Raw genomic sequence first — 19,893 nt, 5'->3', positions numbered from 1 at the left:
CTACTCCTATCCACTTCTTATGCGTTTTCCCTTCTCCTTTGCTTCCTGCGCGCTGCTGGCGCTTTTACCTAGCCTTTCGCAAGCGCAGTCTCTTGCTTCGGCTGCCTCCCATTCCGCCGGTGTGCAGGTCCCGCATCCGGCTAACGTGGCGCCGAAAATGCAGCTGGAAATAGCTGTTTCAGACTCTTCGACGACGTATCTGGTCTTCCCGGGGCCGGTTTCCCTGGTCGACGTGGGCCAAGCACCGCATTACTTGGTCAAGATTGAAAGCAACGCCGTCTTCGTGCGGGCCAAACGGCGCAACCCACCGCCCACGCCCATCCTGGTGCGCTACGGCTCGCGCTATTGGATGGGGCACCTGGTGTATACCGGCCGGCCGGTGCTGCAGCTCTACGACTTTCAGGATGGCGGCGCCCTGGGCGTTAGTGTCGGCGGCAAGGCCCGCAACGGCGCCGGCGTCGATGACGCGCTGGCCCTGGACCAAGGCCACGAAAAGCGGGAGCTGGCCGAAGCGCGCCTGGCCAAGCTGGCCACCGCCAAGCACGCCGATACCAGCGGGCTGCGAACGGCCGATAACGACCTGGTGCTTTCGCTGGCCAACGTGCGCAACGACAAAGACTTTACCTACCTGCGCCTGAAGCTGCGCAATACCACCACCATCGACTACGCCGTGGATTTCACTGACTTCGAGCTGGTGGAAAACTCGCGCAAGAAGTTTCTGGGCAAAAAGAAGAACGAGGCCCGCCGGCCCCTGGCCCCCGCCTGCGGGGCGGAAAGCCAAACCATCCCGGCCCGGGCCACGGGCTACCTGCTCTACGCCGTGCCGCTGTACGCGGCCACCGACCGGGGCCACCTCGAAATCACGCTACGTGAGAAGTTCGGGGCCCGGGTGCTGGTGCTGAAAGTGCCGAGCAAAGTCATCAACACGGCTGCCGCCATTTAACCCTTCTTTCCATGTCCGAGCACAACATGCAGCCGGTGTATCCTGCCGGCGATACCTCCCAGTCCGAATCCCAACCTGCTTCCGGTCATCCTGTACCCACTCCCCCCGCTATGCCTCGGCCCTCGGTGGGAGAACTGGCCCGCCGGCACTGGTTACCCCTGCTCGTCGGCATCGGCCTGCTGACGGCGGTGACGCTGTTTTTCTATGCCCGTTCTCTTTCCCAGGAAGTAGCGCAGCAGACCAGCCCCGTGGCGGCTACCTCTCAAAATCTGGAGCCCACGATTGCGCCGGCCACGCCCGAAGCGGCCCCGGCCCCCACGGACGTGCTGGAGCAAAAGCAGGCGGCCGCCCGGCAGGCCGGGGTGCAGCTGCCCGGCACCGTCCCTTCCCCCGACCAACTGGCCGGTGGTATGGCGGTCGACACGGTTGGTCAGGCAGCCTTGCGCCGCCGCACGGCATTAGCTACTGCTGAGCGTCAGGCCCGCGCCGCGGCTAACCGGGCGGCCTTACCGCCCCCTGATTCCACGGAAGTAACCGCCGTCGATGCGCAGACCGGCGCTTACAGGTCCGTACGCATACCGGTGGTGCAGGCTAGTTACCGGGGTAGCAGTGCCAGCGCAGACCCGCGTCGGCGTTTGCGGGCCGGAGCCCGACCCCGCACGGCGCCCGACGGGGTGCCCTATGAGCAAAACGACGACGTGCTGGACATGCTCGACGCAGCCCCTGCCGCCTCCCGCGCCTCCTATGAGCAAATGACGGGACGCCGTTACTTTGACCGGCGAGCTGCCCTGCGGGCCGGCGGGGCGGCTACTGCCGCGGCAAGCAATGCTTCGGGATACGATGCCTTCGGCACCATTAAAGCCGGCAGCTTCCGGTATGCTTCCGACAACCAGACGCAGCTGCTGCCGGACATTTTCTATAAAGCCGTTATCAACGGTGAACAGAAGATTAGGACGGGCTCGGTGGTGCTGTTGCGCTTGGTGGAGGATGCGGTTATCAGCGGGCAGACCTTTCCTAAAAACTTGGTATTTGCCGGCGTGGCCAGCGTTGAAACCAACCACGTGGCCATCCGCATCTCGCGGCTGGGTCCTACGCGGGTTGCCGCCGACATCTACGACTACCACTACCTGCCCGGGTTGATGATAGACCCGCAGAAGCGCCAGCCGCTGCCGGCCGGTGACAACCCCCTCAACGATGCCCGTACCATCGGCGCCCAGGAAGTAGGCCTGGCCATTGACCGCTCGGCCTCTGCGGCTAATTCGGTAGTGGGAGTAGGGGGCCGGGTAGCGGCGGCTATGGTGGGCCGGGCCTCTACGCCCCGCCAGAAGCTGCGCGACGTGCGTCTACCCGATGGCTACCCCGTGCTCATCACCACGGGTGCGACGGATGCCGGTGCGCCGACGTCCAGCAACTAAACATCACTTTAGCTCTTAAGCCATGAAAAAGGGACTGTTTGTCGTGGTGTTGGCCACTTTGGCCGGCACCACCTACTTCGCCTCGGCTCAGATGGTCGTCAACGACCCTCCGCACATGGGCATACACATCGGCCAGTTCGCTAAGCAGCTCAAGCAATGGACCGAGACTATCAAGAACTATCAGGTCATCAAGGACGCCAGACAAATTGCTGGCGTCACCCGCGACATCACCGGCCAGGTCAAGGAGCTTACTTACGAGGGACTAGAGCTGCAGCGCCAGATTCAGGCCGACCTGCGCAAGGTAGAGTCGGTGAAGGATTTGCGCTACGCCAACCCATTGGAGCTATTCGGCCGGGCCATGGCCATGAATACCAGCTCCCAACCTGACTACATGCCGCCGGTGAACAAGGCCCAGCGGTTGCGCCAAGCGCTGCAGGGCCGCACCGAGCAGGACGTGGAAACGGTGTACCAGGCCTTCTCAGGGCTGGATATTGGCCGCAATGGAGCCCAGTCCTTTACCTACCGCGACTACAAAAACATGCGGCAGGAAGCTTTTGCGTCGGCCTATGCCTACGAGGAGGTGCTCAAGAAAAAGAACGTCGAAACGGCCTTCAACTACCAAAAGATTGCCGATGAGATGACGGCCCAAAGCGTTGAACTGATGGCCACGCTCAAGAATCCCGGCCGTTATTCCATGACGGAAGCTGAGCGCCTACGGGCCATGGGCCAGGCCAACGACAACATGGTGAAGGCCCTGCAGCTGCGGCAGGAAGCCGACCGCCTCATCCACGAAGCGGGCCGGCCTGGTCCCGCGCGACAGGCCGTGGAAGGAGCCTACCGGGACCAACTGCTACAGAATCAGCTGTTAAAAAGCATCAGTCGCTCAGGAAAGTTCTAGCTAGTGACCAATCTGAATATTAATTCTTTCGTTCTCCTCTTCAGGCGCGCCAGCCCGCGCAATTTTGCGTATCGGCCTTGCTTATTCGACCACCTCATGGCCCAGTAGCCTCCGCACCCGGTTGCGCAAGGCGTAAATACGGGAGTTGAGGTAGCACTCCCGGCAGTGGCTGAAGTTCCACAAGCAATCCACCGTATCCGTGAACAAGTGGAAAAGCAGGCCCACAGCAACTATTTGCGTAGCCGGCAGCAATAGCAGCAGCGCATATACCGGTACGGCATAAAAGGAGTGCAGCGGGTGATACCCGATGCTGCAGCGCAGCGGGTCGAAGATGGGTTTGGCCAGCAAGTGGTCCAAATCAATGGCCATGGTGGCCAGCATAATCAAGTACGCGGTTTGCCACACCAAAGGGAAAAACACCAGCGCCAGCACCACCGGAAACACAAAGTGCAGGCCATAATGCACCAGGGTTTGGGCGCTGAAGAGCTTGGGAGAGGCGTACTGGCGAGGCCCACGTGGTGCTACCGATTGGGTTACGCTGCTCGCGGTATCTGCCATCGTTGCTTTTGCACTCCTACTGCCCGGCTCGCCCGCCGGCTCCTTTTTCTCTAAGGGCGCGTGGTCGGGCTTGCCGGCGACTCGGGGCCGCACGGCCGCCTTTGCCCGTCGCGGCGGGTTGGGAGAGTACTCAGGGGCGGCGACGGCCGCCGTGTCGACGCGCTGGACCGGCCGCGGGTGGCGGTACCCCGCGCTAGCTGGAAACCTGGGGACTACCGCGGCTGACCGGCACCCGGCTAGTACCAAGACCAGGCCGGCGGCGAAGGATAAAATGAAGCGGAAAACAGGCAAGGGTAGCACGATGAACATGTCCTTGTGGATAAGCCGGCTAATGCCTTGATTGACCCTAACCGCTCATAAAGCAAAAAGGCAGCTCCGCGAGAGCTGCCTTTTTTAGTTACACACTGGTTACTAGCGGTTGCGCGAGAGCCAGCTTTGAAGAGCTGCAATTTCCTGGCGCTGGTCGGTGATGATGGCCTGCGCCATTTGACGCATCGTGGCGTTGCGGCCGTGCTGCAGCAGGGCCTCGGAGTTGTCGATGGCGGCCTGGTGGTGGTCGACCATCATCTGGGCGTAGTCGACATCGGTTCGCATAGTCATGGCGCGCCCGTTACTGGCAGCCATCATGCGGTCCATGTTGGTTTTCTGGATTTGATTAAACTGCGGCACCAGGGGCTGCATGGGCTGATGGCTACCAAGGAAGGTATTGAATTGCGTGATTTCAGCACGTTGCTTGGTGATGACGTCCTGGGCGATGGTTTTCATTTCCTGGTTGCTACCAGCGCGCAGTTCTTCCTCGCTCATCTTGATGGCCGCGTCGTGATGCAGAACCATCTGGGCGGCAAAGTCGTGGTCAGGGTCCTGGGTTTTGGCCTGCGCGTCCATCTGCGTCATCATGTCCATCATGATTTTCATGAGAGGACTATCGTGCTTCATGTCGTCCATGTCGTGCTTTTTACAGGCCGTGGACAGGACGCTAAAAACAAGTAGGGACAGGAAAGGCAAGCGGAAAAGGCGATTCAATTGCATGAGCGTGCGGATGAATTGTGAGCCATACAAACGCCCAGATTAACCCTCCGGTTTTTACGCGGTTAACGTTTTTACTTGCATAATTTCGGTTGCTACAGCAGCGCATCCAGGCTGCGCCGGGCGTGACTGGCCGGTCCCAAACGCTGAAACTCCGTGGGCGTCAGGCCCGTCACTTGGCGGAACTGGCGCGATAAGTGGGCCGGGGAGCTGTAGCCCAACTGCTCGGCGACCTGGGCCATGCTCAGCTCCCCGTAGCCGATGAGCTCCTTGGCCCGCTCCACCTTCTGGCGGATAATAAACTTCTCAATGGTCAGACCTTCTTCCGCCGAAAACAAGTGGGAGAGGTAGTGGTAGTCGCGCCCCAGCTGCTCGACCAGCGAGTCGGAGTAGTTGAGCAGGCGCGGACCGGGCGGCGGGTAGTGAATGAGCGTGACCAAGTGGGTCTTGATTTGCTCGACCAGCTGCGCCCGGGGTTCTTCCAGCAGGGCAAAGCCGGCTTCCTGCAGGCTGGCGCGCACTGGTTCCAAGTCCGGCTCCTGGCCCCCGGGCGCCGATACGTCGGCCTCGCCCAGCACCACCCGGTGCACCTGCAGGCCGAGAGCCGTGAGTTCTTCGCCCACTACCCGGATGCACTGGGGGCAGACCATGTTCTTAATCAGCAGCCGGTGCGTACCGGGCGCGGGCAGCGTGTAGTTGGAGCGGAGTTCGGTGTTCATGGAGCGGGCTTACTTCACGACAAGGCTGCCGCGCAGCATGCCCATGCCGCAAGTAAAGGTAAAGGTGCCGGCCTGCTGGGGCAGTAGCTCCACCAATGTAGTCTTGAAGGCGGGTAGGTCGCGGCGGATGCTGAAGTCGGGCATGAGCAACTCCTCCGAGCAGCTGTTCTCCTCGTCGCGGTAGAAGCTCAGCTGCACGGGCTTGCCGCGTTCTACTTCAATCACGTCGGGCGAGTAGCCGCCCTTGACGGTGATGTCCACCTCCTGCACCCCGCTGGACGTGGAAACCGCGCTGGCCGTTTGCCGGGCGGAGAAAAAGAAGTACCAGAGGACGAACCCGGCCAAAGCCAGGCCCGCCAGCGTCACGATGATTTCGGTGGTATCCATAACCTTAGTTTTTAACGGGAGAGAAGCCGCGCAGGCGCAGCGAGTTGGTGAGCACCGACACCGAACTCAGGGCCATGGCCCCGGCCGCCAGCATGGGCGAGAGCAGCCACCCGAAGACGGGGTAGAGCAGCCCGGCCGCGATGGGAATGCCCAGCGTGTTGTAGATGAAGGCGAAAAACAGGTTTTGCTTGATGGTGCGGATGGTCTGGCGCGAGAGGTCAATGGCCGTGACCACGCCCTGCAAATCGGAGCGCATGAGCGTGATGCCCGCCGCTTCCATGGCCACGTCGGTGCCGCCGCCCATGGCCAGCCCAATGTCGGCCTGGGCCAGCGCCGGGGCATCGTTGATGCCGTCGCCTACCATGGCCACCACGCGCCCTTCGGCCTGCAGCTCCTTCACTTTGCCGGCCTTGTCCTGGGGCAATACCTCGGCAAAGTAGCGCTTGATGCCCACCTGCCCGGCTACCTGGGCAGCCGTCTGGGGATTGTCGCCGGTCATCATCACCACCTCAATGCCCATGCCCTGCAGCCGCTTAATGGCGGCGGCCGACGTCTCCCGCACCGTGTCGGCCACGCCGACGAGGCCCACGGCCTGCTTGTCAACGGCAACGTAGAGCACGGTCTTGGCCTGGGCCAGCAGCTCGTCGGCCTGCCGGCGCACGGCCGGCGAAAGGCTGATCCCGGCCTCATCCAGCAGGCGGAAGTTGCCGACGAGCACCGCCTGCCCGTTCACCGACGCCTGGGCGCCCTTACCTTCGATGGCCTTAAAACCCGTGGCAGAAACCACGGCGGTCTGCCGGGCATCGGCGTAGCGCACCACGGCCTCGGCCAGCGGATGCTCGCTCTGCCGCTCCACGGCCGCTACCACCTGCAGCAAGTGCGTTGCGTCCTGTCCCTCGGCCGGCACGAAGTCGGTCACGGCCGGCTCGCCGCGGGTGATAGTACCCGTTTTGTCCAGCAGCACGGTGTTCACCTGGTAGGCTTTCTCCAGCGCCTCGGCGTTGCGAATCAGCACGCCGTGCTCGGCGCCCTTGCCGGTGCTTACCATGATGGCCGTGGGCGTGGCCAAGCCTAGAGCGCAAGGGCAGGCAATGATGAGCACCGCCACGAAGTTGACCAGGGCCAGGGGCAGGCGGGCTTCCACGGGGGCGAGGTCAAACCAGACCACGAAGGTCAGGATGGCAATGACCACGACTGTGGGCACGAAAATGGCGCTGACCTTATCGGCCAGCCGCTGAATGGGCGCGCGGCTGCCCTGAGCATCTTCCACCAGCTTGACAATCTGCGAAAGCATGGTATCGGCACCCACTTTCGTCACGCGGAAGCGGAAGGACCCCGTCTTGTTGAGCGTGGCCCCGAACACCGGGTCGCCTTCTTTTTTCTCCACCGGCAGGCTTTCCCCGGTGAGCATGGCCTCGTCCACGGCCGAGTGCCCGGCTTCGATGACGCCGTCGGTGGCCACTTTCTCGCCGGGCCGCACCACGATGAGGTCGTTTAGCTGCACCTGCTCGATGGGCACGTCGACTTCCTGCCCGTCGGGGCGCACCACCCGGGCCGTCTTGGCCTGCAGGCCCATCAGGGCCTTGATGGCGGCCGAGGTCTGGGTTTTCGCCCGCAGCTCCAGCACCTTGCCCAGCAGAATCAGGGCGATGATGGTGGCGGTGGTGTCGTAGTAGACCTCCGGCATGATGCCCCGGCGCATAAACCAGTCCGGCACCACGGTGGCCGCCAGGCTGTAGAGAAACGCGGCGCCCGTGCCCACGGCAATCAGCGTGTCCATGTTGGCGGCCCGGTGCTTGAAGCCGTTCCAGGCCGAGGTGAAGAACTCGCGGCCGCTGTAGAGCAGCACCGGCAAGGTCAGTACCAGCAGGCCGTAGTTAAGCCACTGCATGTTGATGCGCTGCATCATCGCCGGCCAGAACATGAGCATGCTCAGCGGCATAATGACAACGGCCAGCGCCGTGGCCACCCAGAAGCGACGCTTCAGCTTTTGGTAGGCCAGCGCCTTCTGCTGGTCGATTTCCGCCTGCCGGTCGGTGGCGGAGGAGTCGGGGGCCCGCTCGGTTACGCCGTAGCCGGCATTCACCACAGCTTCCTTCAGCGTGGCGGGGGTCGCTTGAGTGGGCAGGTAATCGATGGTGGCTTTCTCCGTGGCAAAGTTGACCACGGCCCGCTGCACGCCGGGCGTCCGGGTCAGGGACTTCTCGACGAAGGACGCGCACGAAGCGCAGGTCATGCCTTCAATATCGAGCGTCTCGGTCTTGGTGGTAGGTTCCATAAGTAGCAAAGAATAAGCTGATTTGCAAGCCACCGGTTGCGGTGGTCAACAGACGAAATCACCCTACAAAGAAACGCGGACCCCTGCCGGAAGTTCGTACTAAATCCTGCCGCAGACTTGCATAATTTGACGGCCAGCCCTCGGGCTGGTCCGGCTCAAAAAAGGAGCAGGGCGCGGTAGCCAGATTATCTCCAGCTACCGCCCCCTCGCCTCGCCGCTGTTCGGAATGCTTGTTTACTATACGACAGGCGTCGCTTTCGACTTACGCGTGTTGGGTGCCGGGATGCTCAGGCCAAAGGCCTGCCGCATGAACTCCAGCAGCACGGCGGTGCGCGTAACCAGCAGACTCCGGCGCCGGCCCGGCCCCCGGCCCTCGTATACTTCCCGGGTGAGCAGGCCCACCAGCCGCTTCTCCCGGGCGGGGTCGCCTTTCAGGTAGTTGCCGTTGTGCCACACGCCGCCCCCGCTGCTGCCTTCCAGGTCCGGCGTTCTGTGCGGGTTTGGATTGGAAGCGGAAACGACCAGACCGGTGCCGTCCAGCACCAAGTGGGTGGCCGGCTGTAGTTGATGGGTCGCAAAATCAAAGCCGCTGGCCTCTTGCGCTTGCAACGGGTAGGGCTTGGCGTGGGAGTACCCCCCGTATACCTTGGTCTTGGTGGCGGGATAACCGACAATCAGGTACAGGTCGTTGAGGTGCCGGCGCCGGGTGGAGAGGTCGGTCAGGGTAAGAAACCGGTAGGCCCGCTGCAACTCGGCTAGTTGGGCGGCGTCGCTGAGTTCGAGGACGGCCAGGTCAACGACGGTCGGGGTGGTGGCGCACCACGTGCCCGCCAGCGTCACCTCGTAGTCGCCCAGCAGCACAAACGTGTTACCGTGGCCCTGGTGGATGACGTGGGCGGCGGTAGCCACGAAGAAGCGGTTGTCGATGGTGAGCAGCACGCCACTGCCGAGGGCTTTGAGTTGCTTCTCCTCGTTGTACCAGTAAAACTGGAGGGTGGATTGCAGTATCGCCTCGGTGGCGATGCTGAGTTGCTGGGCTTTTATCTGGCGAAAAAGCTGAAGAGTTGTTGGCGTAATAGCCATACGGTAAAAGGATAAAAAATAAGTTATTGGTCGGGGCCACCCGAAAGTTGACTGACGACCCGTCCCACTCATAAATACGTAATCCGACCCCGCTGCTGGAAAAAAACCTGTACAATTCTCATTTTTCGTTCCCAATTCCCAGCTACTTAGCCGGAATAGATTTACATAATCTTGCTTTAGGCTTGCATAATTTGGCGGTCAGCTGGTTTGCAAGTTTATTGCGCGAGGCAAAAGAAAGCGGCCTGCACCTCATATTTAAGCCCTTTTCATTATCTCTGGCCCCTTGTCAGGCAAGCCATGCCGGAACTCTTAGCCGGGAATGGCAGTAAATAATCAGTCCTGCACTTTCTGCACAGAAGACTATTTTTGCAGTTGCTTAGCGCCTGTCATGTTCCGTAGCCTGTTCCCTTTCCGCCGTTTGCTGGCGACGAGCTTCCTGCTCGTCTTCGTCAACGTGTTCGTGGGCCAGTGCTACTGCGCAACCCTGAATCCGGTACTGGCCGCGCCCGCGCCGGCGGCCAAAGCTTCTGCCGTTCAAAAGCCCGGGCATCCCGGCTGCCACGGCCACGGCAAATCCACTACCCAGCAGAAGCCGGCCAAGGTCAAGCCTGACCTGGCCAAGCACAACGCCAAGCTTACGGGCAAGGACGATTGCTGCCAGGATAATTCGGCCGCCGTACTCAAGTCGCTCGCGACGCCCGGCGAAAAGCCAGTGCTCTCGCCGGCCCCCGCGGTGCTGCCGGCCAGCAACGACTTCTTTTTCCGGCCGGCCGCCGGCCAGTGGGACCGCACGAATGCGGTCGTTTTGGTGCTCCGCGAGCACCTGCCCCCCAAAATTCCCGACATCCGCATTTTCATTCAGTCGCTGACTGTTTGATTGATTGACGCGTTCCAGGCTCGCCCCGGTATAGCTATGCTATGTCCGGGGCGAGCCTTTGCTTTTGCGTGTCCGCCCGGCGCTTAGGTGCGCCCGCCACCCCTCCCTTATTCTTCCTGGTTTACCCGCCTGACAATGAAGAGTTGTTGCCAGGAAGCAGGCGCTCCCCCTCCCCGGGGCCCGGTTCGCCGCCTGCTTTCCTACCTGCTCTACGCCGTGGTGGCCGCCGTGCTGGGCTTCGCGCTCTGGCAGCAGTGGCAGGCCTAACCCCCACGCCGGAGCCCCGGGCCGCTCTCCCGCTGAGCTGCTCCATGTTCAACCCCCATTCCCATCTTATGTACCGCTTACCGCTTTCCCTGCTGGCTTTGGCCAGCCTGCTTACCACTGTTAGCTGCTCTTCCGAAACGGAGTCCAGCAGCGCCACCAACACCGTCACGACGCCCACCAACGGCCCGGCCGAAGGCACCGCCGAACACGGCGGGGGCCACACCTACGCCTGCCCCATGCACCCCGAGGTGACCAGCACTAAGGAGGGCGACAAGTGCCCCAAGTGCGGCATGAACCTGGAGCACAACGACAAAGTAGCCAACGGCAAAACCTACGAGATGAAACTGGTGCCCACCCCCACGGAGGTAACCGCCGGGCAGCCCACCACGCTGGCCTTTACGCCCGTGGAAACGGGTAAGGGTTCGGCTCCTGTGCCCCTGGATGTGGTGCACGAGAAGAAAATTCACCTCATCATCGTCTCCAAAGACCTGGGCCAGTTTTACCACGAGCACCCCGAGTACACCGCCGCCGGTGACTATAAAGTGCAGTACACTTTCCCGAAAGGCGGCGACTACGTGCTGTTTCAGGACTACACGCCCACCGGCTCGGGCCACCAGCTGGGCCGCCAGCCCCTCACCGTGAAGGGTGCGGCGTATGCGCCGGTCAAGTTCAAGAACGACGACATGCAGTCGGACAAGGACGGCTACCAGGCCACGCTCTCCTTTGACAAAGACCTGAAAGTGGGCCAGCTGCTGGGCATGAAAATCAACATTACGCAGGGCGGGCAGCCCGTCACGAACCTGGAGAACTACCTCGGGGCGCTCGGCCACGTGGTGGTCATCAGCGAGGACACCGAGCAGTACCTGCACGTGCACCCCAACGACCAGGCCGACAAGGGTCCCAACATTGGCTTCAACACCAACTTCGAAAAGCCCGGCCTCTACCGTGTCTTCCTGCAGTTCAACCACGGCGGGAAGATTCACACCGGCGACTTCACTATCAACGTGAAGGCCTAGCGCCTTCTACTAACCGCCTCATTTCCTTTTTCCACTAACCCCAACCAAACCCCATGAAAAAGTCCGCTTTTTACCTCGCTGCCCTCTGCTCGGGCTCCCTGCTGACGGCCAGCTGCAACAGCGACAAGGCCGCTGATACGACGGCCACCACCGAAACAACCGCCCCGGCAGACTCGGCCGCGGGTGACATGGCCGGCATGGACCATTCGTCCGGTGCCACGGGCGGTGACTCGCCGCAGCTAGTGGCCATGAACGAGATGATGCAGAAGATGGAAGCCATGAAAATGAAGGGCAACGTGGACCACGACTTTGCCCACCACATGATGGAGCACCACCGCGGGGCCGTGGCGATGGCCGACATCCAGCTGCGCGACGGCAAGGACGCCACCATGCGCCAGATGGCCGAGAAAATCAAAGCCGACCAGCAAAAGGAAATCGCCGAGCTCGAAGCCTTCGCTACCCGGCTTGACAACGCCCCGACCAACTACAAGCCGCAGGACCCGAACGACCCCTTCACCGCCCAGATGAAAACGTCGATGGACAACATGATGAACAACATGCCCAAGACGGTGGCCAACCCCGACATGAACTTCAACATGATGATGACGGTGCACCACCAAAGCGCCATGGACATGGCCAAGGCCGAGCTGGCCCACGGCAAGGACACCAAGCTCAAGGAACTGGCCCAGCACATGGTCGACACCCAGCAGAAGGAAATCGCCGATTTCAAAGCCTGGCACGCCCGGAACGCCGACAAGATGTAATTCACCGGCAGGCTGCGCGGCGCCGACCGGCGCCATGCAGCCTGCCCTTTACCCACCCCATACCTTTTTATCCATTCTCCATGAAGATTGTAAGAATCTCCTTTATTGCCGCTGCTCTTTTCGCCCTGGTGCCCCTGGCCTCGCAGGCCCAGCACAGCCACAAGCCCGGCACCGCCGCCCACGGCCACCAGGCCGCCGGCGAATCCCACGCCCACAAATCACCCCACGGCGGCATCGTGCGCACGGCTGGCAAGTACCACATCGAGCTGGTGCAGCAAGCCAGCGAAGTACACGTGTACCTGCTCGACGCCAACGAAAAGGCCTTGCCCCTGGACCGCTCCACCGGCACGGCCATGCTGCTGAGCACGGCGGGCAAAACCAGCTCCGTGAAGTTGACCCCCACCGGCGACCATTTCGTGGCCGCTGTGCCCGCCGGCACCACCCTGCGCACGGCCATCGTGAGCCTGAAAGCCAACGGCAGCTCGCTCAGCGCCCGCTTTGAGAAGCTCGACAAGGCGGCGAAATCCACCAAGGCCGTGTCTGCGGCCTACACCTGCCCGATGAACTGCGAGGGTAGCGCCAGCGACAAGCCCGGCAGCTGCCCCAAGTGCGGCATGGCCCTCGTGAAAAAGTCGTAGGCGGAGCCCATGTACCAGGCGCTTCGCGTCTGGCTACCCTCCGTCTGGGCCGCTTGCTGCTGCAACGGCAGGCGGCCCACTGACTGGTTATAACCTGTTTGTATGAAGTCTTTGAAAATAAATAGCAGGGCCTTTGGGCTGCTGGTACTAGCCGTGCTGCTTCTTGGGTTAGGGCGGGAAAGGACCTGGGCGCAAACCGTCGTCAGTTTGGACAGCGCCGAAGCCCAGACAATGCGCCAGCACCCGCGGCTGCGCCAGGCGGACCGCGAAATCGAGGAGCAGCGCGCCCTCAAGCGCGGCTCGTTTGCGCCGGCCAACCCGGACTTTCTGTTCTCGGCCCCCACGGGCGAGATGTGGGCCCCGGGCGTGGTGCAAACCATCGACCTGCCCAACGTCTACCGCCAGCAGCGGCGGGTAGCACAGGCCGGCATCACCCTGGCCGAACGCAACCGCGACGTGAGCCGGGCCAGCGTGCTGCGCGACACGCGCCTGGCCTACCTGAGCCTGCAGTTCACGGAGGCGCAGGTGCGGCAGCTCACGTACCAAGACAGCCTGTTTCGGGCGCTGCGCCTGGCCACCGAGCGCCTGTTCACGGCTGGTGAAGTCACCTCGCTGCAGCGCATCAGCACCGACGCCGAAGCCCGGCAGGTGACCGTGCTGCTGCAGCAGGCCACCGCCGACCGGCAGGCCGCCCAGCGCCGTTTGGGTTTGCTGCTCGGTCGCCCTAGCGAAGTCCTGGCTACCAGCACCGACCTGAGCCGCACCGGCGCGGAGCTGGCCCAAACCGGTACGACCCTGCTCAGCGGGCTGCCGGCCGAAGACAGTGCCGCCCTAATACGCAGCCCCACGCTGGCCGCTGCCACCCAGAACGTGGCCCTGAGCCAGTCGGGCATCAGTTTGGTGCGGGCCCGCCGCACGCCGGCGTTAACGGTGGGCTATCAGAACCAAGCGTTTGAGAACTCGGCTTTGAAGTACCGCTTCCAGTTTGGCGTGTCGGTTCCCATCTGGTTCTGGACGTACCGCTCGCAGCTGCAGGCGGCCACGGCCCGCTCCCAGGCCGCCAGCTACCAGCTGCAGGCCCAGCGCCTGGAACTGAGCACCCAGTACCAGCAGGCGCTGGCCGACTCGCGCAAGTTTTCCGCCTCGCTGGGTTACTACGAGCAAACCGGCCTACCCCAGTCGCGTGCCATCATCAGCCAGTCCCAGCGCCTGTTCCGGGCCGGGGAAGTGAGTTACCTGCAGCTCATTTTGAGCTTAAACCAGGCCTTTGCCATCCAGAATACCTACCTGACCACCATCCGCGACTACCGCCAGGCTTTGGTCGAGCTTAACTACCTGCGGGGCGAATAACCGTCAACCATCATGAAACAACTCCTGATTTTGCTGCTGGGCCTGCTGCTTTGCGGTACGGCCTACGCCCACGGGGGCGAGGACCACGGCGACGGACCCAAAGCGGGCACGGCCGCGGGCGCGACGTCGTTTTCGGTGGCTGCGCTCTCGGAACAGTTCGAAGCGCTGCTGCGCTACGAGCCCCTGGAAGGGGGCAAGCCCGCCGATTTGCGCCTGTTCCTCTCCGACTACGCCACCAATGCTCCCATCAAAGGGGCCAAGCTCACGCTCACCAACCCCGAAGATGCCAACCTGAAATGGGCAGTGACCGAGCAGGAGCCGGGCGTGTACCTGGTGGAAGGCCAGTTCCCGGCCAACAAGGCCTACAGCTTTGCCCTCAACGTCGTGGCCGGCGAAACGGCCGACCTGCTGCTGCTCGACGGCATTAAGGTAGGCGAGAAGCTGCCCGTGGCGGCTGCGGCTCCCGCTGCGGCTACTTCGCTTTTCTCGTCCTGGAAAACCATCCTGGCCTTAGTCGGGGCCTTTGTGCTCGGCATTGGCCTTACGGCCCTGCTCCTGCGCCGCCGGCGTCAGCCATTAGAGCCCGTGCTGCAAACCTCGGAGCAGGCGTTGACCGCCAGCCGCCGCGCCCCCTTCCCTTAATGCTACCCCAATATGAAAACCAAGCATAAATTCCTGGCGGCCACGGCCGCCGCGGGACTGGTCCTGACGGTGCTGCTCCCTCCCCCGGGTCTGGTGCAGGCCCACGGGGGCGAAGACCACGGCGGCGAGGCCAAGGCCAGCACCGGCGTGGCCTCGACCGACGAAGTACTGCTGCCCAAGGAAAGCCAGTTCCTGTTCGAGGTGCGCACCAACTTGGCCGCGTACTCCACCACCTACAGCCGGGCCACGCTCTACGGCACGGTATCGGCCGCAGCCGGCGGTGAAGGCCGCGTGGTGGTGCCCCAAACCGGGCGCATCGTGAGCTTGACCGCCCAGGTGGGCCAGCCCGTGCGGGCCGGGCAAACCCTGGCCGTCATCGAGCAAACCCTCGACGCCACCCAGCAGATCGGCCTCAGCACTGAGCGGGCCAACGCCCAGGCCGAGCTGCGCGCCGCCCAGCAGGACTACGCCCGTCTGCAGAGCATTGCCGACATCGCCGCCCGCAAAGACGTGGTGGCCGCCGAGCTGCGCCTGCGCCAGGCCCGCCAGAACGCCAGCATCCAGAATGGGCAGGCAGGCCAGCGCCGCGTGTCCATCACCTCGCCCGTGAGCGGCACGGTGGACGTGTTTAATCTCGCCGTCGGACAGCAAGTCAACCAGGGCGACGAGCTGTTTCGCGTCATCAACCCCGGCAAGCTGCGGGTAGAAGCCCAGGTATTTGCCCAGGACCTGGCCAAGGTGACGCCCGGCGCCCGGTTTCGGGTAGAAGGCTTGCAGGGCCAGGCCGGCGTACCCGCCAGTCTCGTGGTGTTCAGCAACGTGGTGAACCCCGTGAACCAGGCCCGTCAGCTGGTGCTGGAGCTCGATGCCCAGGAAGGCAGCGCCTACCGCGCCGGCCAGGCCGTGAACGTGCAGGTGGTCGGCCAGACCGGCGGGGGCACCCCGCAGCTGGTGGTGCCCACCTCGGCTATCACCGACCTCAACGGCAAGCCCGTGGTCTTTGTGCACACCGAGCCCGAGCGGTTCAAGATTCGCTTTGTGCAGCCCGGGGCCGTGAACGGCCAGCAAACGGTGCTGGTGCAGGGCCAGGTCAACGAAAACGACCGGGTGGTCACCACCGGCACTTACCAGCTCAAGTCCATTTACCTCAACCAATAAGTCCCGCATAGCGGTGGCTGCTTCAATCCTCCCCATGAAAAACCTCTTTGCTCACGCGGCGCTGACCGCCACCCTTTCTCTCACTGCTGTGGCAGCGCAGGCCCAGACGGCCCCGGCCGCCAGCTCCGCCGCCGACGAGACTGCGGTGAAAGCGGTGCTGACCAAGTACCAGCAGGCCGTGCAAAAGCTCGACACCACGGGCACGCACCGTTTGTTCACGGCCAACTCCCAGGTGTTTGAGTCGGGTGGGGTGGAAGGCACCTACCGGCACTACGCCGAGCACCACCTGGGGCCGGAGCTCAAGGAATTCAGCGCTTTCACCTTCAGCGACTACAAAGCCGCCGTGCAGGTAGACGGCCCCTACGCCTTCGCGACGGAAACCTACACCTACACCATTAACCTCAAAAAAGGCCCTCAGGACAAGGAAGCCAAGGCCCCCATTGTGCGACGCGGGGTGGCCACTTCGGTGCTGCGCAAGAACGCCGCCGGGCAGTGGCAAATCATGAGCACCCACTCCTCGGCCCGCACGCCCCGCATCAAAAAATAAGCTGTCCGGCGAACCTGGGCGACTGCCCACTCGCTGCCAATTCCGGAAGGAGAGGGGACCCATCCGGCCGCTCTCGCTTCTTCCCCTTTGCGCTAACAACCGATGCTTGACAAGATAATTCGCTTTGCCCTGCAGAACCGCCTGCTCATGCTGGCCTTTGCCGTGGGCCTCCTTATTGCCGGCAGCTATACCGCGAACCAGCTGCCCGTAGACGTGCTGCCCGACCTCGACCGCCCCCGGGTGACGGTGTTTCTGGAGGCCCCGGGCATGGCCCCGGAGGAAGTGGAGGCCCTGGTGACGCTGCCCGTGGAAACGGCTCTGAACGGGGCCACGGGTGTGTCGGCGGTGCGCTCCAACTCGGCCATTGGCCTGGGCATGGTGTTCGTGGAGTTCGACTACGGCACCGACATTTTCACGGCCCGGCAGATAGTCTCAGAAAAGCTGCAAACCACCGGCGAGCAGCTGCCGGAGGGCATTACGCCGGTGCTGGGCCCCATCTCCTCGGTTATGGGGCAGATAATGCTGGTGGGGCTGTCGGGCGGCAAGGAAACCAACGCGGCCGATTTGCGCACCCTGGCCAACTACACCGTTCGCCAGCGCCTGCTCAGCATCCCCGGCGTGGCCCAGGTGATTCCCATTGGGGGCGACAACCTGCAGTATCAGGTGCTGCTCGACATGCCGCGCCTGAACGCCACGGGGCTGACCGTGAACCAAGTGGAAGAAGCGCTGCGCCAGTCCAACCTGAACACCACCGGCAACTTTTTCGACCGCAACGGCTCCGAGGTACTTATCCGCAACCTGGGCCGGCTGCGCTCGGTGCAGGATATCGAGAACATCATCGTGGGCTACCGCGACCAGTCGCCCATCCGGGTGGCCGATATAGCGAAGGTGGAGTTTGGAGCCCGATTCAAGCGCGGCGACGGCAGCGTAAACGGCCAGCCCGCCGTGATTCTGAGCATTGAGAAGCAGCCCGGCGCGGCCACGGTGGGCCTGACCGAGGCCGTGGAAAAAGCCCTGGTGGAGCTCAAGCCCTCATTGCCAAAGGACGTGCAGGTAAACACGCGCCTGTTCAAGCAGTCGGAGTTTATCAACTCGTCCATTACCAACGTGGAAGAGGCCCTGCGCGACGGAGCCATTCTGGTGGTCATCGTGCTGTTTGCCTTCCTGCTGAACGTGCGCACCACCTTTATTTCGCTGGTGGCCATTCCCCTCTCGCTGCTGGTCACGGCGCTGGTGTTTCGCTTCGTGGGCATCAGCATCAATACCATGACGCTGGGCGGCCTGGCCATTGCCATCGGCGAGCTGGTCGACGACGCCATCGTGGACGTGGAAAACGTGTACCGGCGCCTGCGCGAAAACAAGCACAAGGCCAATCCACAGCCGGTGCTCAAGGTCATCTATGCCGCCTCCTCGGAAGTGCGTAACTCCATCGTGTACGCCACCATCATCGTGGTGCTGGTATTTCTGCCGCTGTTTGCGCTGGAAGGTATGGAAGGCCGCATTTTCGCCCCGCTGGGCATTGCCTACATCACCAGCATCGTGGCCTCGCTCTTCGTGTCGCTCACTATTACGCCGGTGCTCTGCTACTACCTGCTGCCCAAGATGAAGCAGATGGACCACCCCGAAACCGACGGAGCCTTGGTGCGCTGGCTCAAGAAAAAGGACACGCGCCTGCTGGGCTGGGGCCTGCAGCACCCCAAAGCCATACTTGGGGTAACCGGGGCGCTGTTCGTAGCGGCTATGGCGCTGATTCCGTTCTTCGGCACCGAGTTTCTGCCGCCCTTCAACGAGGGCTCGCTGACCGTGAACTTCTCGGCCCCGGCCGGCACCTCGCTGGCCGAATCCAACCGCCTGGGCACGCTGGGCGAGCAGCAGATGCTCAAGATTCCGGAAGTGGCCTACACCGCCCGCCGTACGGGCCGGGCCGAGCTGGATGAGCATGCCGAGTCGGTGAACAACTCGGAAATTGAGGTAGCCTTTAAGACCGAAGCGGAGCTGGAGAAGGAAGGTAAAACCATGCGCAGCCGGGATGAGATTCTGGCCGACATGCGTCAGAAGCTCAGCCTGATTACCGGCGTGAACGTGAACATCGGCCAGCCCATTTCCCACCGCCTCGACCACCTGCTCTCGGGCGTGCGGGCGCAGGTAGCCATCAAGGTATTTGGCAACGACCTGCTGGAGCTGCGCCGCTACGCCAACGAAGTGCGCGGGGTGGCCAGCACGGTACCCGGCGTGGTAGACCTGCAGGTCGAAAAGCAGGTGCAGATTCCCCAGCTGCTGATTCGGCCCAAGGACGATGCCCTGCGCGCCTACGGCATGGCCCGCGGCGAAGTGGTGCGCGACCTGGAAACCCTGTTTCAGGGAGCCGTCGTGTCGCAGATGCTCGACGGGCAGAAGCGCTTTGACCTGGTGGTAAAGCTGCCGGAAGCGCAGCGCAACGACATCGCCGCCATCGGCCAGACCCGCATCGAAACCCCCACCGGCGCGATGATACCCGTGAGCCAGGTGGCGGACATCGTCTACGAGCCGGGCCCCAACACCGTCAACCACGAAAACACCCAGCGGCGCATCACCATCTCGCTGAACGTGGCCGAGCGCGACCTGGGCTCCACCGTCAAGGAGATACAGGCCAAGGTGAATTCGCAGGTCAAGCTGCCGCCGGGCTACTACCTGACCTACGGCGGACAGTTCGAAAGCCAGCAATCGGCCTCGCAGAAGATTCTCTGGCTGAGCTTGTTCTCGCTGGCGGGTATTTTTCTCGTGCTGTTCTCCCACTTCAAGTCCTCGCTCATGGTCGGGCAGATCATGCTCAACATCCCGCTGGCCCTCATTGGCTCGGTGGTGGCCGTGCTGCTCACCGGGGGCACGTTCAGCATTGCCTCGCTCGTGGGCTTTATCACGCTCACCGGCATCGCTTCGCGCAACGGCATCATGATGATTTCGCACTATATCCATCTGGTGGAGCACGAGGGCGAGAAGTTTGGCATCCCCATGATTGTGCGGGGCTCTCTGGAGCGCCTAGTGCCCGTGCTGATGACGGCGCTGGTGGCGGCGCTGGCCCTGGTGCCGCTCACGCTGGCCAAGGACGCGCCGGGCAAGGAAATTCTCTACCCGGTGGCCACCGTCATTCTCGGCGGTTTGCTTTCTTCCACGTTCCTCGACATCATCGTGACGCCCGTGGTCTTCTGGCTGGTGGGCGAAAAAGCGCTGGCGCAGTACTTCGCTTCCCACCAGGAAACGGGGTTGGATGACCACCCGCAGGAACTCGACGCGCAGCCGCTCACCCCGCCGTCGGATTTAAATCCGGTGCTGCCCACCCGCTAAGCG

General features: G+C 62.8%; 19 protein-coding genes. 13 read left to right on the top strand and 6 right to left on the bottom strand.

Going from position 1 to position 19,893, the window contains the following annotated elements:
* Positions 1 to 19 precede the first annotated feature (19 nt).
* From ABD903_RS17710 to ABD903_RS17700, 3 genes are read left to right on the top strand one after another with little or no spacing between them, the layout of a single operon-like run.
* Positions 20 to 943, top strand: coding sequence for a DUF4138 domain-containing protein (locus tag ABD903_RS17710; protein WP_345226537.1), 924 nt, complete (start codon positions 20 to 22; stop codon positions 941 to 943).
* Between the two features lie 11 nt (positions 944 to 954).
* On the top strand, positions 955 to 2,358 hold the full coding sequence (gene traM, locus ABD903_RS17705) for a conjugative transposon protein TraM (RefSeq protein ID WP_345226535.1): 1,404 nt from the start codon (positions 955 to 957) through the stop codon (positions 2,356 to 2,358).
* Positions 2,359 to 2,380: 22 nt separating this feature from the next.
* Positions 2,381 to 3,256 carry a hypothetical protein gene (locus ABD903_RS17700; RefSeq protein ID WP_345226534.1) on the top strand — a complete coding sequence of 292 codons (876 nt, stop codon included), beginning with the start codon at positions 2,381 to 2,383 and terminating at the stop codon, positions 3,254 to 3,256.
* 81 nt (positions 3,257 to 3,337) lie between these two features.
* On the opposite strand, the gene ABD903_RS17695 is transcribed toward ABD903_RS17700, so the two are convergent.
* The 6 genes from ABD903_RS17695 to ABD903_RS17670 form a co-directional block, all read right to left on the bottom strand.
* A complete protein-coding gene (locus tag ABD903_RS17695) occupies positions 3,338 to 3,814 on the bottom strand; it encodes a DUF6122 family protein (protein ID WP_345226532.1) in 477 nt (158 codons plus the stop codon).
* 411 nt (positions 3,815 to 4,225) lie between these two features.
* Entirely contained in the window at positions 4,226 to 4,843 is a 618-nt protein-coding gene (locus ABD903_RS17690) for a DUF305 domain-containing protein (RefSeq protein WP_345226530.1), read from the bottom strand.
* A 92-nt stretch (positions 4,844 to 4,935) separates the two neighbouring features.
* Complete coding sequence (locus ABD903_RS17685; protein ID WP_345226528.1) at positions 4,936 to 5,559, bottom strand: helix-turn-helix domain-containing protein; 624 nt, start codon at positions 5,557 to 5,559, stop codon at positions 4,936 to 4,938.
* 9 nt (positions 5,560 to 5,568) lie between these two features.
* Entirely contained in the window at positions 5,569 to 5,946 is a 378-nt protein-coding gene (locus ABD903_RS17680; RefSeq protein WP_345226526.1) for a cupredoxin domain-containing protein, read from the bottom strand.
* A 4-nt stretch (positions 5,947 to 5,950) separates the two neighbouring features.
* On the bottom strand, positions 5,951 to 8,224 hold the full coding sequence (locus ABD903_RS17675) for a heavy metal translocating P-type ATPase (RefSeq protein WP_345226524.1): 2,274 nt from the start codon (positions 8,222 to 8,224) through the stop codon (positions 5,951 to 5,953).
* Between the two features lie 237 nt (positions 8,225 to 8,461).
* Positions 8,462 to 9,307, bottom strand: a complete 846-nt coding sequence (locus ABD903_RS17670; RefSeq protein ID WP_345226523.1) for a trypsin-like peptidase domain-containing protein — start codon at positions 9,305 to 9,307, stop codon at positions 8,462 to 8,464.
* A gap of 388 nt (positions 9,308 to 9,695) precedes the next feature.
* Here ABD903_RS17670 and ABD903_RS17665 point away from each other — a divergent pair, with 388 nt between their 5' ends.
* From ABD903_RS17665 to ABD903_RS17620, 10 genes are all read left to right on the top strand, one after another.
* Entirely contained in the window at positions 9,696 to 10,184 is a 489-nt protein-coding gene (locus ABD903_RS17665) for a hypothetical protein (protein WP_345226521.1), read from the top strand.
* A 135-nt stretch (positions 10,185 to 10,319) separates the two neighbouring features.
* The gene (locus tag ABD903_RS17660; protein ID WP_345226519.1) at positions 10,320 to 10,451 is read left to right on the top strand and encodes a hypothetical protein; all 132 of its coding nucleotides are present in this window, start codon (positions 10,320 to 10,322) and stop codon (positions 10,449 to 10,451) included.
* A 68-nt stretch (positions 10,452 to 10,519) separates the two neighbouring features.
* The gene (locus ABD903_RS17655; protein WP_345226518.1) at positions 10,520 to 11,467 is read left to right on the top strand and encodes a heavy metal-binding domain-containing protein; all 948 of its coding nucleotides are present in this window, start codon (positions 10,520 to 10,522) and stop codon (positions 11,465 to 11,467) included.
* 53 nt (positions 11,468 to 11,520) lie between these two features.
* Positions 11,521 to 12,231 (top strand): DUF305 domain-containing protein, encoded by a 711-nt coding sequence (locus ABD903_RS17650; protein WP_345226516.1) that lies wholly within the window; start codon positions 11,521 to 11,523, stop codon positions 12,229 to 12,231.
* 80 nt (positions 12,232 to 12,311) lie between these two features.
* Positions 12,312 to 12,869, top strand: a complete 558-nt coding sequence (locus ABD903_RS17645; protein ID WP_345226514.1) for a heavy metal-binding domain-containing protein — start codon at positions 12,312 to 12,314, stop codon at positions 12,867 to 12,869.
* Positions 12,870 to 12,971: 102 nt separating this feature from the next.
* Positions 12,972 to 14,219, top strand: a complete 1,248-nt coding sequence (locus tag ABD903_RS17640) for a TolC family protein (protein ID WP_345226512.1) — start codon at positions 12,972 to 12,974, stop codon at positions 14,217 to 14,219.
* Between the two features lie 12 nt (positions 14,220 to 14,231).
* Positions 14,232 to 14,861, top strand: coding sequence for a hypothetical protein (locus tag ABD903_RS17635; RefSeq protein WP_345226511.1), 630 nt, complete (start codon positions 14,232 to 14,234; stop codon positions 14,859 to 14,861).
* Positions 14,862 to 14,873: 12 nt separating this feature from the next.
* Positions 14,874 to 16,019 carry an efflux RND transporter periplasmic adaptor subunit gene (locus tag ABD903_RS17630; protein WP_345226509.1) on the top strand — a complete coding sequence of 382 codons (1,146 nt, stop codon included), beginning with the start codon at positions 14,874 to 14,876 and terminating at the stop codon, positions 16,017 to 16,019.
* 34 nt (positions 16,020 to 16,053) lie between these two features.
* Positions 16,054 to 16,566: a YybH family protein gene (locus ABD903_RS17625; RefSeq protein WP_345226508.1), complete on the top strand. Its 513-nt coding sequence runs from the start codon at positions 16,054 to 16,056 to the stop codon at positions 16,564 to 16,566.
* 102 nt (positions 16,567 to 16,668) lie between these two features.
* Complete coding sequence (locus tag ABD903_RS17620; protein WP_345226506.1) at positions 16,669 to 19,890, top strand: efflux RND transporter permease subunit; 3,222 nt, start codon at positions 16,669 to 16,671, stop codon at positions 19,888 to 19,890.
* The last annotated feature ends 3 nt before the right edge of the window (positions 19,891 to 19,893 follow it).

Origin of the sequence: Hymenobacter koreensis, assembly GCF_039541855.1 — a bacterium.
GTDB classification, from domain to species: Bacteria; Bacteroidota; Bacteroidia; order Cytophagales; family Hymenobacteraceae; genus Solirubrum; species Solirubrum koreensis.
This window is presented reverse-complemented; position numbering and strand designations above follow the sequence as displayed.

Bases quoted from the DNA above. Each gene is read 5' to 3' on its own strand.
- ABD903_RS17700 (WP_345226534.1), top strand. From the start codon at position 2,381: ATGAAAAAGGGACTGTTTGTCGTGGTGTTGGCCACTTTGGCCGGCACC.
- ABD903_RS17640 (WP_345226512.1), top strand. From the start codon at position 12,972: ATGAAGTCTTTGAAAATAAATAGCAGGGCCTTTGGGCTGCTGGTACTA.
- ABD903_RS17630 (WP_345226509.1), top strand. From the start codon at position 14,874: ATGAAAACCAAGCATAAATTCCTGGCGGCCACGGCCGCCGCGGGACTG.
- ABD903_RS17665 (WP_345226521.1), top strand. From the start codon at position 9,696: ATGTTCCGTAGCCTGTTCCCTTTCCGCCGTTTGCTGGCGACGAGCTTC.
- ABD903_RS17655 (WP_345226518.1), top strand. From the start codon at position 10,520: ATGTACCGCTTACCGCTTTCCCTGCTGGCTTTGGCCAGCCTGCTTACC.
- ABD903_RS17650 (WP_345226516.1), top strand. From the start codon at position 11,521: ATGAAAAAGTCCGCTTTTTACCTCGCTGCCCTCTGCTCGGGCTCCCTG.
- ABD903_RS17660 (WP_345226519.1), top strand. From the start codon at position 10,320: ATGAAGAGTTGTTGCCAGGAAGCAGGCGCTCCCCCTCCCCGGGGCCCG.
- traM (WP_345226535.1), top strand. From the start codon at position 955: ATGTCCGAGCACAACATGCAGCCGGTGTATCCTGCCGGCGATACCTCC.
- ABD903_RS17625 (WP_345226508.1), top strand. From the start codon at position 16,054: ATGAAAAACCTCTTTGCTCACGCGGCGCTGACCGCCACCCTTTCTCTC.
- ABD903_RS17690 (WP_345226530.1), bottom strand. From the start codon at position 4,843: ATGCAATTGAATCGCCTTTTCCGCTTGCCTTTCCTGTCCCTACTTGTT.
- ABD903_RS17675 (WP_345226524.1), bottom strand. From the start codon at position 8,224: ATGGAACCTACCACCAAGACCGAGACGCTCGATATTGAAGGCATGACC.
- ABD903_RS17685 (WP_345226528.1), bottom strand. From the start codon at position 5,559: ATGAACACCGAACTCCGCTCCAACTACACGCTGCCCGCGCCCGGTACG.
- ABD903_RS17635 (WP_345226511.1), top strand. From the start codon at position 14,232: ATGAAACAACTCCTGATTTTGCTGCTGGGCCTGCTGCTTTGCGGTACG.
- ABD903_RS17620 (WP_345226506.1), top strand. From the start codon at position 16,669: ATGCTTGACAAGATAATTCGCTTTGCCCTGCAGAACCGCCTGCTCATG.
- ABD903_RS17695 (WP_345226532.1), bottom strand. From the start codon at position 3,814: ATGGCAGATACCGCGAGCAGCGTAACCCAATCGGTAGCACCACGTGGG.
- ABD903_RS17710 (WP_345226537.1), top strand. From the start codon at position 20: ATGCGTTTTCCCTTCTCCTTTGCTTCCTGCGCGCTGCTGGCGCTTTTA.
- ABD903_RS17645 (WP_345226514.1), top strand. From the start codon at position 12,312: ATGAAGATTGTAAGAATCTCCTTTATTGCCGCTGCTCTTTTCGCCCTG.
- ABD903_RS17670 (WP_345226523.1), bottom strand. From the start codon at position 9,307: ATGGCTATTACGCCAACAACTCTTCAGCTTTTTCGCCAGATAAAAGCC.
- ABD903_RS17680 (WP_345226526.1), bottom strand. From the start codon at position 5,946: ATGGATACCACCGAAATCATCGTGACGCTGGCGGGCCTGGCTTTGGCC.